Raw genomic sequence first — 14,614 nt, 5'->3', positions numbered from 1 at the left:
AACAACTAAGATTTTACTATAGGAAGCAACTGTTGGCTACTAGCAGTGTGTAGCAGATACGTTAGCTGGCGAAAATGTGGTGCCGGGGTTGACATTATTGGTGGGAAATTTGTTTGTAGAATGGGAGTTTCTGTGGAGTATTTCATGGCAGCCAAAACGGGATTGGGAATTGAAGATTTATTGCTGGATCAACGAGAGGATATAATTGCGATCGCTGCCAAATACGGTGCGTTCAACATTCGGGTTTTTGGGTTGATGGCGCGGGGAGAAGCTCACGAACACAGCGATATCGATTTTTTGGTAGATTCCGATTTGGATCAAATTACGCCTTGGTTTCCAGGTGGTTGGCTATGCGACTGGGAAAGTGTATTAGGACGAAAAGTTTATATTGTAACTGAAAAAGCACTATCTGAGTATATTCCAGAACATATTTTCGATGGAGCGATCGCTTGGTAAAGAAAACCAAGATCGAGTTCATTTACGATATATAGCGTTTTCACTTGGCGTGTATATGAGACAATTGAGACAATTAATCGGTAGGGGCAGTCCTACTACGTTCCATCATCCAGAAATTCACAAACTGTAACATTTAAGGGGGACAGCATTGCGTACAGTCATTTGACCGCGATGCCTTTTCTTTGTCTGCGATCCCAGCTATGTTATACTAAAAAATAGGGTGAAGTAGCGTTGTCTCTCATGGGAACCTGTCGAATTTGCGAACAAGAAGGTGCCCAAGACCAACAGTTTTGTAGCAACTGTGGCTACCCCTTAGTGACGTTTTCGCCGACTTGGGAGGGTTTTTTTCAAGCCTTCCAAGAAGTTCTCTCGCAAAGAGAACGTTGGGAACAAAAGATTCTACAAAAATACGAACAATTACAACGGCAGTATATCGTACTTTTTTATAAATATCACCTATTACAGCAAGAACTTGACAAAAAGCAACAGCTACAACAACAAGTTGGTTTGTTGCAACAAGAAATCACCAACGTACGACAAGAAGTGGCTGGGCTTCACAAAAAGTTAGACTCTCAAAGTCAACCCCAACAGCAAGAAGATGTTTCCCCTGAAAGTGCAGTGGGATACGATTATACCCAATTGCGAGATTTGCTGGCGAAGCAAAAGTGGCGACAAGCCGATGAAGAAACGGCAAAGGCTATGCTAAAAGTTGCTGGCAGAGAAAAGGAAGGTTGTTTGCGTGCAGAGGATATAGAGGATTTCCCCTGTGAAGATTTGCAAACCATCGACCGTTTGTGGGTCAAGTATAGCAACGGCAAATTTGGCTTTAGCGTTCAAAAGAAAATTTATCAAAGTTTGGGAGGAGAGGAGGATTACGAGACCGTGAAAAAGTTTGCGGATATTGTCGGTTGGCGAGAAAATGGCAAGTGGAAGTCGTATGAAGAACTGTGTTTGGATGGGAATTTCCAGCCTGCAGGGCATTTGCCGGGGGTAGGAAGAATTTGTTTGTGTTGGGTTCTGTTGTGGTTGTTTGTTCTCTTTTCTCGCACAGATGCTTGTAAGCTTTAACCTGGAATAAATGCAGTTTTATGTAAGAAAAAGAACGTTCCATGGATGGAACAGCGCGTCTGTTTGAGGTGGACTTGGTATGAGTTTTGAGGTTTGAGGGTTTATTTTTATTCCCTTTGGCGCTTCCAAATTTTTATTTTCCTCTATATTAGCCATCGCGATCGCTTTGCCATCAAAAAAAAGATAGCAACTTGCGTGACTTTTTGGGCCGGTGGGAAGGGAAGTAGGGTTACTTCGCAAATCATCCCTACAAAAGCACCCCGATTATCTCTTATACCAAGTCTGATGTACATAAACCCACAAAAATGCTTGTGCTGAGCCTGCCGAAGCATAGGGGTAGCGCCCCCGTGCCTCCCCCCACTACCAAAAAATTGTGGTTTTTCCATGTCGGATTTGGTAGAATCCCATTTCTGAAAAACAATGATTTTTTAGGATTCCCCGATTTCTCTGGTAGGGGTTCTCATACCAAATCCGTCCTGGCAAGACCCGATAAGAAAACCGGGTTAGAATCCCCTGTAGTCCCACTTGTAAAGGGGGATGGTTCGGGTTACGTTTGTGGTTGAGAGAATCGGATTTGGTATCACGCCTGGCACCCCTACAAAAACGCTCCCATTATCTCTTGCAGACTATTCAGGAAATGGGAGCGTCTACCAAAAAAATCCCCCAGCCAAACTGGGGGAAAGCCAACTCAAAGCCCAATTATTTTTCTAGGCACTAAAGTATTTCGCCACCGGGTGGTAAGTTACGATCGCTGTTGTAGACTGTTCTGGATAAAGCTGTTCGCTTTCATCCATATACATTCCAATGCGATCGCTTTGTAACAACTCCAGTTGCGTGTACTGGTCCTGCATATTCGGACAGGCAGGGTAGCCAAAGCTGTAACGGGAACCGCGATAGCGTTGCTGCAACACATCGCGAACCGTCTGGGGTTCCTCATCCGCGAAACCAAGTTCCTGGCGGATTTTCGCGTGGACCCATTCCGACATCGCTTCCGCCGTTTGCACCGCCATACCGTGGAAATATAGATAATCCGTATAGCAGTCGCTTTCAAACAGCTTCTGAGCAAATTCCGTCGCTACTTCCCCAACCGTTACCGCCTGCATAGGGAACACATCGATAATGCCAGAATCCTTAGAAGCGAAGAAATCCGCAATACACAGACGCCGCATAGATTTTTGTCGGGGAAACTCAAACTTAGCAATTTCTTTCTTCGCTTGGGGGTCCTGCGGGTCGTAAAGATACAGCGTATTGCCCTCCGACTGACAGGGGAAATAGCCGTAAATCGCTTGCGGGTGCAGCAGATTTTCCTCCACAATCCGCTTTTTCCAGTGCTCTAAAATTGGATGCACCGTCTCTTCGAGGAACTGGTCGTATTCTTCCCGAGATTGTCCCTTCGCTTTGCGGAACTGCCACTGTCCCACAAACAAAGCCTGCAAATCCAAATACCAGAACACCTCATCCAGCGGCATATCCTCCGGCTGCAGCAACTTCGTTCCCCAGAAAGGCGGTGTGGGTCGTTCGATATCTGGATCCACCGCTTCCGAACGGCGGGTATCCACCTCTTGCGGTTGTGCTGGGGTAGTTTCCTGCTGCTTGGACTTGGATTTAGATTTGCCGTTGTTGCTATCTCCCGTCTCGGCAGTTTCTGCCGATTTTTCTTTCGTGGCAGCAGCGGCACCATCACCATTACTGCTGTCACCTTCGCTGAACTCACCCAGGAAGCCTTGAAAATCGTCCCATTGGTCGGCAGCCTTCGCCGGCATCAGCTTGTCCATAAAGTGCAAATCAGCAAACGCATCTTTACCATAGATGACTTTTCCTTTATAAGTCTCCTGACAGTCACCGTGGACAAACTTCGGCGTCAAAGCCGCACCCCCCAAAATCACGGGAACGGTAATACCTTCCTGGTTGAAAATTTCCAGGTTTTCTTTCATAAACGCCGTGGATTTTACCAACAGACCGCTCATGGCGATGCAGTCGGCGTTGTGTTCCCGATAAGCTTGGATAATATTTTCCACTGGCTGTTTGATGCCCAAGTTCACCACCCGATAGCCATTGTTGGAAAGGATAATATCCACCAAATTTTTGCCAATATCGTGAACGTCCCCTTTCACTGTGGCAATGACAAACGTACCTTTGGCATTGTCGCCGGCTTCGTTTTTCTCCATGTAGGGTTCCAAAAACGCCACGGCAGCCTTCATGGTTTCCGCCGACTGCAGCACAAAAGGCAACTGCATCTGTCCGGAACCAAACAGTTCGCCGACGACTTTCATGCCATCGAGCAGGAAGTTGTTGACAATGTCTAGGGGTGGATAGGTTTCCATGGCTTTTGTCAGCACATCTTCCAACCCCAGGCGTTCCCCATCGATGATGTGGCGTTTGAGACGCTCTTCGATGGGAAGATTTTCATCGTTGCTGGTTTTCTTCGCGGCAGTTTTGCCTTGGAAGAGTTCTGTCAGTTTGGTGAGGGGGTCGTAGGTACAAATATCCCCGTCAAACTGCCGCCGGTCGTAAATTAGATCGCGGCAGACTTCTTGATGTTCTTCCTCAATTTTAGCCAGAGGTAGGATCTTGCTGGCACTGACAATAGCACTGTCCAATCCCACGCTCATGGCTTCGTGCAGCATGACAGAGTTAAGTACCTGACGTGCTGCCGGATTTAAACCAAAGGAGATGTTGGAAACCCCCAGGGTAATGTGACAGCCAGGGAGATTTTCCCGAATGAGACGAATGGCTTCGATGGTAGCTTTCCCGTTGCTCCGGTCTTCGGAAATACCGGTGGAAATGGGCAACGCTAACGGGTCGAAGAAGATTTCGTGGGCAGGAACGCCGTATTCTACCGCTTGACGGTAAGCTCGCTGGGCAATTTCAAATTTTTTCTCGGCGGTACGGGCCATGCCATCTTCGTCGATGGTACCGATAATAATGCCAGCGCCGTATTTTTTCGCTAGATCCAGAATTTGTAGGAAGCGTTCTTCCCCGTCTTCGTAGTTGGTGGAGTTCAGCAGGGATTTACCGCCGGCCACTTTTAAGCCAGCTTCCATTTTCTGCCAGTCGGTGGAGTCTAGCATCAGGGGCAAGGTGACGTTGTTCACCAAGCGAGAGACCACCTCGTGCATGTCGCGGACCCCATCGCGACCCACGTAGTCTACGTTCACGTCCAGTACGTGGGCCCCTTCTTTTACCTGGGATTTGGCGAGGGAGACTAGACCATCCCAGTCTTCGGCGTCCAGCATGTCCCGGCATTTTTTGGAACCGCTGGCGTTGAGACGTTCGCCGATAATCAGGAAGGAGTTGTCCTGTTTGTAGGGTTCGCTGGTGTAAATGGAGGCGGCGGAAGGTTCGTAGTTGAAAATTTCCCGAGGGGGATATTCCTCGGTACTGGTACGGACCCGCACCGGACGTTCTTTGGGTTTGAGGGTTTTGGCAATGTCGGCTAGCTGTTCGATGTGATCGGGACGGGTTCCGCAACACCCGCCGATTACCTGAACGCCGAGGTCTTCGATAAAGTGCATTAATGCCATCCGCAGTTCCGTGGGGGTCAGTTTGTAATGAGCCTGACCGCCAACGTTTTCTGGCAAACCGGCGTTGGGAATACAGGAGATGACGAAGGGCGAGGTTTCCGACAGGTAGCGGATGTGGTCTTTCATCAGGTCGGGTCCGGTGGCGCAGTTCAGTCCCAAGATGTCGATGGGATAGGGTTCCAGGATGGAGACCACGGCGCTAATGTCGCTGCCGACCAGCATGGTGCCGGTGGTTTCCATGGTGACCGATACCATGATGGGTCGCCGTTCGCCTTTTTCTTTGAAGACGGTTTCAATGGCGTTGAGGGCGGCTTTGACCTGCAGTACGTCTTGGCAGGTTTCCAGCAAGAACAGGTCGGCACCGCCGTCGAACAGACCCCTCGCTTGAATGGTGAAGGCGTCTTCGATGGTGTCGTAGTCGATGTGTCCTAGGGTGGCGAGTTTGGTTCCCGGTCCCATGGAACCCGCGACAAAACGGGGTTTTTCCGGGGTGGAATATTCGTCAGCGATGCGTTTGGCTAGTTCGGCGGATTCTTTGCTGAGTTCGTAGGATTGGTCCGATAGGTCGTATTCGGCGAGAACGATGTAGCTGCTGCCGAAGGAGTCGGTTTCGATGACGTCGGCACCGGCTTCTAGGAAGGAACGGTGGACGTTTTCGACGGGTTTGGGGTTGCTACGAACGAGATATTCGTTGCACCCTTCGTATTTTGGTTCTCCAAAGTCTTCCGCGGTAAGTTCTTGTGCTTGCAAGCTAGTTCCCATGCCACCGTCGAAGACGATGACGGGACGTTCGGGACTGTGGAGTCTTTCGAGAAAAGGACTGTTCATATAGCCTTCCAAAATTCTGCAATGTTTTGGCAAGTTCCCTGGGAATCGCCGCGAGGGCTGTTCCTGGTTTTTGGGGATGCTGCCAAAGGTAGGAATTCGTTCCTACAGTATAGCCATGGTTGCTTCCCCAACCGGGGGTTACTGGTGGTGGGGAATTCTAAGGATGGCTCCCCCTAGAAGATATTTCTGTTGTTTGGTCGCAAATATGGCAGATATGTTTGCTTTGTCTGGCTAGGGACGCCATACCTGCACTTTGTGAATGAATTTAGCCAACGACTGGTTATAATTGTTACATTATATTTATTGTATAGATTACAAAAGATTGCGATTTTTGGAAAATCCGATTGCTGGCCAGTTGCGATCGCATACTAGCAGGATTTGGCCGTATTGGGTAAATTGGAAAAGAGCGGACCGTGCCGGTTTTCCATACTCCCGAGCTCCCCACTTGTTCTCAGATACTTAAAAGAAATTTAAATTCTTGCGTGGTTGCTTATGGAAAAACCAAAAGCTATTTTCCTGGATGCGGTGGGTACGCTGTTTGGCGTACAGCCAAGCGTGGGAGACGTTTACGCGCGTTTGGCACGGGATTATGGGGTTGATTTGAGTCCCAGTGTTATCAATCAAGCGTTTTACAAGAGTTTTAAGGCGGCTGACCCCCTGGCGTTTCCTGGGGCCAGTACCCGGGAAATTCGCAGGCGCGAATATGAATGGTGGCGAGCCATTGTGGCACAAACGTTTCAACAGGCGGGGGGGTTGGAACGTTTTAGCGATTTTTCGACGTTTTTTGCGGAGTTATACGCCCATTTTGCTAGTGGCGAACCCTGGGTGGTATACGATGATGTACCGCGATCGCTCCAACGCTGGCAAGATATGGAAATTGAATTGGGTGTGATTAGTAATTTTGATTCTCGCCTGCACAATGTATTGCAAGAATTAAAGTTAGGAGATTTTTTCCAATCGGTCACCATTTCCTCAGAAGTTGGTGCTGCCAAACCAGAGGCTACCATTTTCCAAAAAGCCCTAAAAAAGCACGAGTGCGACCCGGCAGCCGCTTGGCATGTGGGAGATAGCTGGTCGGAAGACATCGAAGGTGCCAAGGCAGTAGGAATGCGTGCGGTGAGAATTCAGCGAGATTAGAGGAAAAAGTCACAGGCACTTTTCATCCCAAATCCGCACTGTAAAGACCCGAAAAATCCCCCAAGGAATACTTCCTATCGTCTTCCTCCCCCTCCTCCCACTCCTCCCACTCCTCCCACTCCTCCCACTCCTCCCACTCCTCCCACTCCTCCCACTCCTCCCCCTTAAAATGTGGTTTTTACGTATCGGATGTGGGATGAGCCCCCAACCCCTCACACAAATTCCTGTCGCTTTCGGGAACTTCCGCATTGGTTTTCAAATAATTGCGTATCCAATCGCAGCTATAGTTTAACAAGCGATCGAAATCCAACACTCGATCCAACTGCCAGACAATCGCTACTTGGTCGCCACCTCCAGCCGAAACCAGCGTTTTGCCATCTTGGGAGATTGCCAGCTGACTAACGCCATCGCGATGCCCTCGCAAAGCCGTAACAAAAGAACCATTTCGCCGCCAAATTCGCAAGGAATTGTCCCAACTAGCCGATATAATAAACCGACCGTCGGGAGTAAAAGCCACATCTCGCACTCGGTCGGTGTGTCCTTTTAAAGTTGCTACCAATTTACCATTGGGTTTCCAGATTTTTACCACGCGATCGCGACCAGCAGAAGCCAACAATTCCCCATCGGGACCGAACGCCACCGCATAAATGGTATCTTCATGGGTACCCAACCTTCTTAAAAACTTCCCTTTTCGCGTCCACAGCTTGATAGTGCGATCGCGACTAGCAGAAGCTATAAATTCCCCATCGGGAGAAAACACCACACTATTCACATCCTCTTCATGTCTGGTGAGCGTTTTCAACAGCGTACCATCTCGCCGCCACAACTTGATAGTATCGTCATCGCTACCGGTTGCCATCAGCTTTCCATCAGTCGAAAACGATAATTGATTGATACCACCATCATGGTCTTTGAGTGTCAATTGTTTGCTACCATCCAAATTCCACAAAGTCGCCGTTCCATCCCAACTCGTGGAAGCGAGGGATTGACCGTCGGGACCGAACGTAATTCCCAAAATCAATTCTTCATGGGCATCAATCGTACGTAATAACTTCCCATCGCGATGCCAAAATTTGATGACACCATTTTGGGTTCCGGTTACGATTAAGTTAGAACGCACCGAACTCAAAGCCACCGCTGTTACTTGGTCTTGATGTTCTGAAAGCCGAGTGAGCAAATTTTCTTCGCGACGCCACAAATTCACCGTAAAATCAGCTCCAGTAGATACAATCAAGCGATTGTTGGGACTAATATCAATTCCCCATACGGCACTTTTCGGTCCCCGAAATGTATTGACCGGAGTAATATCCCAGTTATCTTTATATGGGAAACGATCGAAATTTTGAATTTTTGTCAGATCCCAGATTTTCACCGTACCGTCATCGGAAGAACTTGCTAAAATCTGTCCTTGTTTGTCAAAAGCCAATCGATTCACATCGTTTTGATGGCCGCGAAGAGTTGCGATCTCCCTGCCATTCAGAGTCCAAAATTTAATCGTTTTATCGTCGCTGGCGGAAGCTAAAAACTTGCCACTGGGATGAAAAGCAATTTCATTCACATCAGTTTGATGTTGGTCAATGGTTTGTAAAAGCGTGCCATCGCGTCTCCAAATTTTAATGGTATTGTCCCAACTGCCAGAGGCAAATATTTTGCCGTTGGGATGAAAATCCAAACCAAATATTGATTTTTCATGTGCGGGAATGGTTTTTATAAGCTTACCATCCCGTTTCCAAATTTTGATGGTATGGTCGTTGCTACCGGAAACGATAATGTTGCCATCGGGACTAAAGGTCACTTCGTGAACGCTGTCTTCATGTCCTCGAAACGTTCTCACCAAAGTTGCCGATTGAATGTCACCATCCGAACGGTTCATTTTCCAGAGCTTGACAGTGTTGTCATCGCTGGCAGAGGCTAGGTACCGACCGTCGCGACTAAATTCAATGCCAAAAATCCCTTTTTCGTGTCCTCGCAGGGTAGTAATGAGGGTGCCATCCGGTTTCCATAGCTTGATGGTACCATCCCAACTGGCAGAAGCGATCGCATCGCCGTCTGGAGAAAACAATACTTCGTAGACCGTCCCATCATGACCGGTCAAGGTATTGTAGGCACGTACTTGATAAGCCGTTTTCCGTAGTACCTGTCGCACTTGCCTCTGCAACTCGGGATTGAACTTTTCAATATTATCCATTTGTCGTACACGTCTGGTCGCTTTAATAGCTTCTTTCAGAGCTTGGAGATTGTATTGGGATGCAAATAAGGATTCGGCAGAAGTCGCGATCGCTTTAATCTCGTTAATTTTCGCCCTCCGCGTTTCTTGACGAGCGTTGCGATACATGTGAAACGCGAAAGCTCCCAAACTAGAAGAGATAACTAACGCAAAACTAACGGCAATCAATAACAGTCGTTGCAAACGAGCACTTCTTTTTTCTTGCGTCAGTCTCGCTTCTACCTCTTGAGCGCGTGCCGCTTCCAGAGCCTGCTGTACCGTGGCGCGATCGTGCTGCTGGCTAGCAGCCAAAAACTGATAGTCCAAATCGCTGAGACTCTTGCCATGCGCCCATCTTTGAGCATCTCGCAAGGCTTTTCCCTGCAGCAAGCGCGACGTATCTGTAAAGTTAGAGGCAACCCAGGCTTTCAACGCTTGCGAGTAAGGACGTAGTTGGGATAGCTGCTGTTTTACCCAATCTACATTAAACACTTCAGCATAAATACGATTTTTCACTTGCAAAATGCCGCCATCTCGAACCACCAAACCCGATAGCATCAGTTCGGTTTGTTCCTGAGAATCGTCCGCCACCACCGTTTCCCCTTGCAAAATTCTTTGATAAATTCCCAGCAGTCTAGCGGCATATTTTTCGTTGTAAAGCAACCGGTCTCGTATGGTTCTCAGATGTTCCGGTTCGTCTTGCGATTCCCAACGATGGATAATTTTGGTTCTTGCTACCAATCCCACCCAAAACGATTCTCGATTTTTAGTAATATAGGATTCTTGACTGGGAGAAGCCTGCAACGCTTGCAGCACCAAATAGCATAATTTTTGAGTTAGAAAAGGTTGTCCCCCAGTCCAATGTAAAATCTCTTGTAACACCACTTGAGGACGTTCGGCTGTTTCTAGAAATCCACAACACAAAGGTTGCGCTTCGTCAAGGTGAAATCCTCCCAACTCAATTGCCGTACCGATGTTAAAAGGCGTTCTTTGCTTGTCTTGAATCAAATCGGAAGGGGTGGCGACACCAAACAAAGCAAAGGTTAACCGCTGATATTCAGCCGAATTGGCACGTTGGTTGTAACAAAAACGAATAAAAGCAAAAAAATCATCAATAGAAAAAGGTAAGCTCAGAATACTATCAATTTCATCGATAAAAATACAAATATTTTCCTGGGGATACTGCTGTAGAATTTCTTCCACAAAAGCACTCAGTCGATGGACCAGAGACATGTCTTCCAACTGCTGCCACCAAGTTTTTAAATTGATGGTTCCTAGCAGGTCAAATCCACGCCACAGTTCTGCTGCAATTCCTTTGTACCACTGGGAAGGGGTGATATTTTCGTTTCCCAAACGAGTCATGTCTATGGTACTGCATCGAAATCCCGATTCTTGCAAGCGATGGTAAGTTCTAACCAACAGGGATGATTTTCCCATCTGACGGGAGTTAAAGACATAGCAAAATTGGCCTTGTTTGAGACCTTCGTACAAGTAAGTATCTGCATGTCTTTCTACGTAACTAGGAGCATTACTAGCCAGGCTACCGCCAACTTGATAAACAGTCATAAATTTAGAAAGGGAGATTCTCTAGATGTATCTCAATTGGCCATAGGTCGTTACTGAGTTATAAATGCACAAATTTCCCAATTTTCAACCAAAAAATGAATTTTTTGTATGCATTTCCCCAACTGGCAACGGCAACTTTACCAGTTGTTTCGATAGATTAAGAATTGCACAAGTTGCGATCGCGCGGTTTCACCTGGGGATTGGTTTGCAAGTAATCCCGCGCCAATTGACAAGCATAAGCAAACTCATTTAATTTTAACACCCGATTCATATCCCAAAGGAACACCCTGCTGTTGTCACCGCCGGAAGCCAACCAACGACCCTCGGGACTAAATGCTAGAGTTCGGACGGATTCGGTGTGTCTGTCCAGGGTTTTGATTTCCCTGCCGTCGGTTTGCCATAATTTAAGGGTGCCATCCCAACTGGCAGAGGCAACCATTTCGCCGTTGGGGTGAAAGGCAACTTGGTCTACAATGCCGTCATGTCCTGTTAGCGTGGTAACCCCATCGCCGTTGATTTCCCAAATTTTTGCCGTTCCATCGGTACTGGCGGATACTATTTTCTTACCATTGGGATGAAAATCAACCCCCCAAATAGCGCCTTCGTGACCGGAAAATACCTTCACCAAGGTTCCATCCAGCCGCCATACCCTCACTTTTTGGTCTTCACTGCCAGCGGCAATGAAATCGCCATCCGGATGAAATGCAACCGCTGTGATTGACTCTGGCAACTTCGCCACAGTTCGCCGCAGGGTACCGTCCAAATTCCAAAGTTTGACTTGATTATCGTTGCCAACAGAAACCAGTAGATTTCCATTGGGATGAAAAGCAATTTGATTCACCCCCAAAGCATGTGCTTGAAATTGTCTTATCTTGGTTCTATCTGCCACATCCCACAAGGTAATGGTTTCATCCCAACTTCCCGTTGCCAAAATCTCTTTTTGGGGATGGAAGTCCAGACCAATGACCCCTGCTTTCTGTTTGGGTAGCGTTGCCAACAGAGAACCATCAATTCCCCATAAATTCACTTCTCCCGTCCAACTACTCGATGCCAACATTTGACCGTCGGGGTGAAAAACTGTATTGCGAACTTCCTTGCTGTGTCCTTGCAACAATTTTAAAAAAGGTGCGCTGTATTGCCAAAGTTTGACTTCGCCGTTGAAAGCACCAGATACCAAGGTGTTGCCGTCGGGACTGAAAGTTAGGTCGCTAACGGCGGCTTCGTGTCCGCGAAAGGTTCTCAACAAACGACCGTCGGGACGCCACAAACGTACGGTTTTGTCCCAACTGCCAGAGGCAATTAACTCGCCATCGGTGCCAAAAGCAACGGCAAAAATACTGGAGTCGTGTTTGCCAATGGTTTTGACTTGCCGGCTGTGAATGTCGTACAGTTTCAGGACTCCCTCGTTATCGCCGCTAAGCAGTTTTTGACCGTTGGGATGAAAGGCTAAAGCGATGACTTCGGCGTCGTGGTAGGAAAAGGTTTTTTGCAAACCCTCTTGCAGGGACCAAAGTTTGACTGTTTTGTCGTTGCTGGCGGAGGCTAGGAGGTTGCCGTTGGGACTGAAGGTAATTTTCCTCACTTGTTTTTGGTGTCCGGAGAAGGTTTTTTGGTGGGTTCCGTCTAGTTGCCACAGTTTTACTTTGTTGTCGCTGCTGCCTGTGACCAAAAGATGCCCCTTGGGATGAAAGTCAATGTCCCAAATTTCTTGGGAATGGGCTTGAAATTCTTTGATAACTTCGCCTTTGAGGTTGGATAATCTCACCCAACCGCTGCTATTGCCGATCGCGATTTTTTGGGAATGGGGATGAAAGGCGATCGCGCGTAACTCGTTGCCGGCTTTGGTAATGGTATGGCGCAGTTCTCCTTTCCGGTTCCAAATGCGAATGATGTTGTCTTGGCTGACTGCGGCGATTAACTGGTTGTTGGGACTGAAGGCAATATCCCAAACGCGGGTGGTGTTGCCACTCAAACGATTGTATTCTGTGGCACCGTAAGCGGTTTTTCGCAAGGCAACGTTAACTTTTTCGGCAATTTGCGGGTCGATGGTTTCCAATTGCTGGAGGTTATGCTTGGCTTTGATGGCTTGAATTAAAGCATGCAAGCGTTGGTCGGAAGCAAAGTTGCCTGTGGCTGAAGAGGCTAATGCTTCGATTTCCCGGACTCTGGCTTTGCGTTCGTTTTCTTGTGCTTGTTTGTACTGCGAATAAGCAAAACCACCAAATCCTAATGCGGCGACAAAGGCAAGGGTGACGCTGGAGAGCAACCAACGCTGCAATTTGGCGGTTTTTCGTTCTTGTTCCAGTCTGGCTTCAACTTCGGAGAGTTTTTCGGCTTCTAAGGCTTGTTGGACTTCGGCGCGATCGCATTCTTCGCTGGCGGCTAAAAATTGATAGTCAACATCGCTCAAACTTTTGCCTTGGGACCAGATTTGTGCGTCTCGCAAGGCTTTTCCCCGCAACAAACGCGATTGGTCGGTTTTGTTCGAGTCCAGCCAAGCTTGTAAGTTTTGCGAGTAAGGACGCAGGTTCGCTAGCTGCCGTTTTACCCATTCTAAGTTGAAAATTTCTTGGTAGATGCGGTTTTTGACTTGTAAGTATCTCTGTTTTTTGACTACTAATCCCGATAAAAGCAATTCCATTTGTTCCTGGGAGTCGTCAGCGGGAATGGGAATGCCTTGTAATATTTGTTGGTAGGTAGATAGCAATCTTGCTTGATAGTTTTCTTTGGACAACAAGCGATCGCGAATGGTTCGTAAATGTTCTGGTTCGTCTTGCGCTTCCCAATTGTTGAGAATGCGGGTTTTAACCAGCAGTTCTACGACCAAAGATTTGGATTTTGGTAAAATATTGAATTGGCCTTCGTATTCTATTTCTGTTGTTTGGACGAGCAGTTGGCATAGTTTTTGGGTCAAAAATGGCTGACCGCTGGTCCACGCTAAAATTTCTTTGAGGAGGGTTTCTGGATTGTTGTTTTTCGCTACTAACCCCGGTAGCAAAGCTTTTTGCAATTGATGGTTAAAGGTAAATCCTTCCAGTTGAATGGCTGTTCCAATGTTGAAGGGAGTCCGTTGTTTGTCGCGAATTAAATCGGATGGGGTAGCTACCCCAAAAATGGCAAATGTCAGTCGTTTGTATTCGGGATTGTTGGCGCGTTGGTTGTAGCAAAAACGGATAAAGGCAAAGAAATCATCTACGGAAAAAGGTAATCCCAGGATGCTATCGATTTCATCGATAAAAATAATTATGTTTTCCTGGGGAAATTGTGGTAAAATGATATCTTCGATAAAGTAGCTGAGGCGTTCGATGGCGAAGGCATGTTCGTTTTCCGACCACCAGGTTTTTAAGGAAATTTTTCCTAGTAAGTTGAAACTTCGCCACAGTTCGGCGATAATGCTTTTGTACCACTGTTCGGGTTCGATGCGTTCGCTGCCGATACGGCTCATGTCTATGGTGGCACAGCGAAAGCCATCTTTTTCCAAGCGCGATCGCGTTTGCACTAGCAGGGAGGATTTTCCCATTTGGCGGCAGTTTAAAACATAGCAAAATTCTCCCCGTTGTAAGGCTTGGTATAAGTCCTCGTCAGCTTGCCGTTTGACATAACTGGCTGCGTTGCTATCTAAACTACCGCCAACTTGATAAAGGTTTTGCATGGTTGGTTTCCCGGAAAATAAGTCCTTTGGTTAAAATTATTTCCAAAATGAATTGCGAAAGTAAAAATATATTGTTCGTATCAATAGTTAAAATCTCTAGAAACTCGAAGGGAACGAAAACAACTTTAATGGCTGCTTTTGCAGGAATAAACAACCAAATTGCAAGGCGATCGCTGT

General features: G+C 47.3%; 6 protein-coding genes. 3 read left to right on the top strand and 3 right to left on the bottom strand.

What is annotated here, in order from left to right; genetic code table 11:
- The first annotated feature begins 162 nt into the window (after positions 1–162).
- Complete coding sequence (locus AS151_RS15085; RefSeq protein WP_071517905.1) at positions 163–456, top strand: nucleotidyltransferase domain-containing protein; 294 nt, start codon at positions 163–165, stop codon at positions 454–456.
- 240 nt (positions 457–696) lie between these two features.
- Positions 697–1,524 carry a GUN4 domain-containing protein gene (locus tag AS151_RS23255; protein WP_071517887.1) on the top strand — a complete coding sequence of 276 codons (828 nt, stop codon included), beginning with the start codon at positions 697–699 and terminating at the stop codon, positions 1,522–1,524.
- Between the two features lie 707 nt (positions 1,525–2,231).
- Here the strand turns inward: AS151_RS23255 and metH are convergent.
- Positions 2,232–5,876 carry a methionine synthase gene (metH, locus tag AS151_RS15070; protein WP_071517885.1) on the bottom strand — a complete coding sequence of 1,215 codons (3,645 nt, stop codon included), beginning with the start codon at positions 5,874–5,876 and terminating at the stop codon, positions 2,232–2,234.
- A gap of 492 nt (positions 5,877–6,368) precedes the next feature.
- Here metH and AS151_RS15065 point away from each other — a divergent pair, with 492 nt between their 5' ends.
- Positions 6,369–7,013, top strand: a complete 645-nt coding sequence (locus tag AS151_RS15065; protein WP_071517884.1) for an HAD-IA family hydrolase — start codon at positions 6,369–6,371, stop codon at positions 7,011–7,013.
- Positions 7,014–7,191: 178 nt separating this feature from the next.
- Here the strand turns inward: AS151_RS15065 and AS151_RS15060 are convergent, their stop codons facing one another.
- Positions 7,192–10,785 (bottom strand): AAA-like domain-containing protein, encoded by a 3,594-nt coding sequence (locus AS151_RS15060; RefSeq protein ID WP_071517883.1) that lies wholly within the window; start codon positions 10,783–10,785, stop codon positions 7,192–7,194.
- 157 nt (positions 10,786–10,942) lie between these two features.
- Positions 10,943–14,437 carry an AAA-like domain-containing protein gene (locus AS151_RS15055; protein ID WP_071517882.1) on the bottom strand — a complete coding sequence of 1,165 codons (3,495 nt, stop codon included), beginning with the start codon at positions 14,435–14,437 and terminating at the stop codon, positions 10,943–10,945.
- Between the last annotated feature and the right edge of the window lie 177 nt (positions 14,438–14,614).

Source organism: Geitlerinema sp. PCC 9228, assembly GCF_001870905.1.
Classification (GTDB): domain Bacteria; phylum Cyanobacteriota; class Cyanobacteriia; order Cyanobacteriales; family PCC-9228; genus PCC-9228.
The sequence above is the reverse complement of the archived record's forward strand: the minus strand, read 5'-3'. Positions and strand labels throughout refer to the sequence as shown.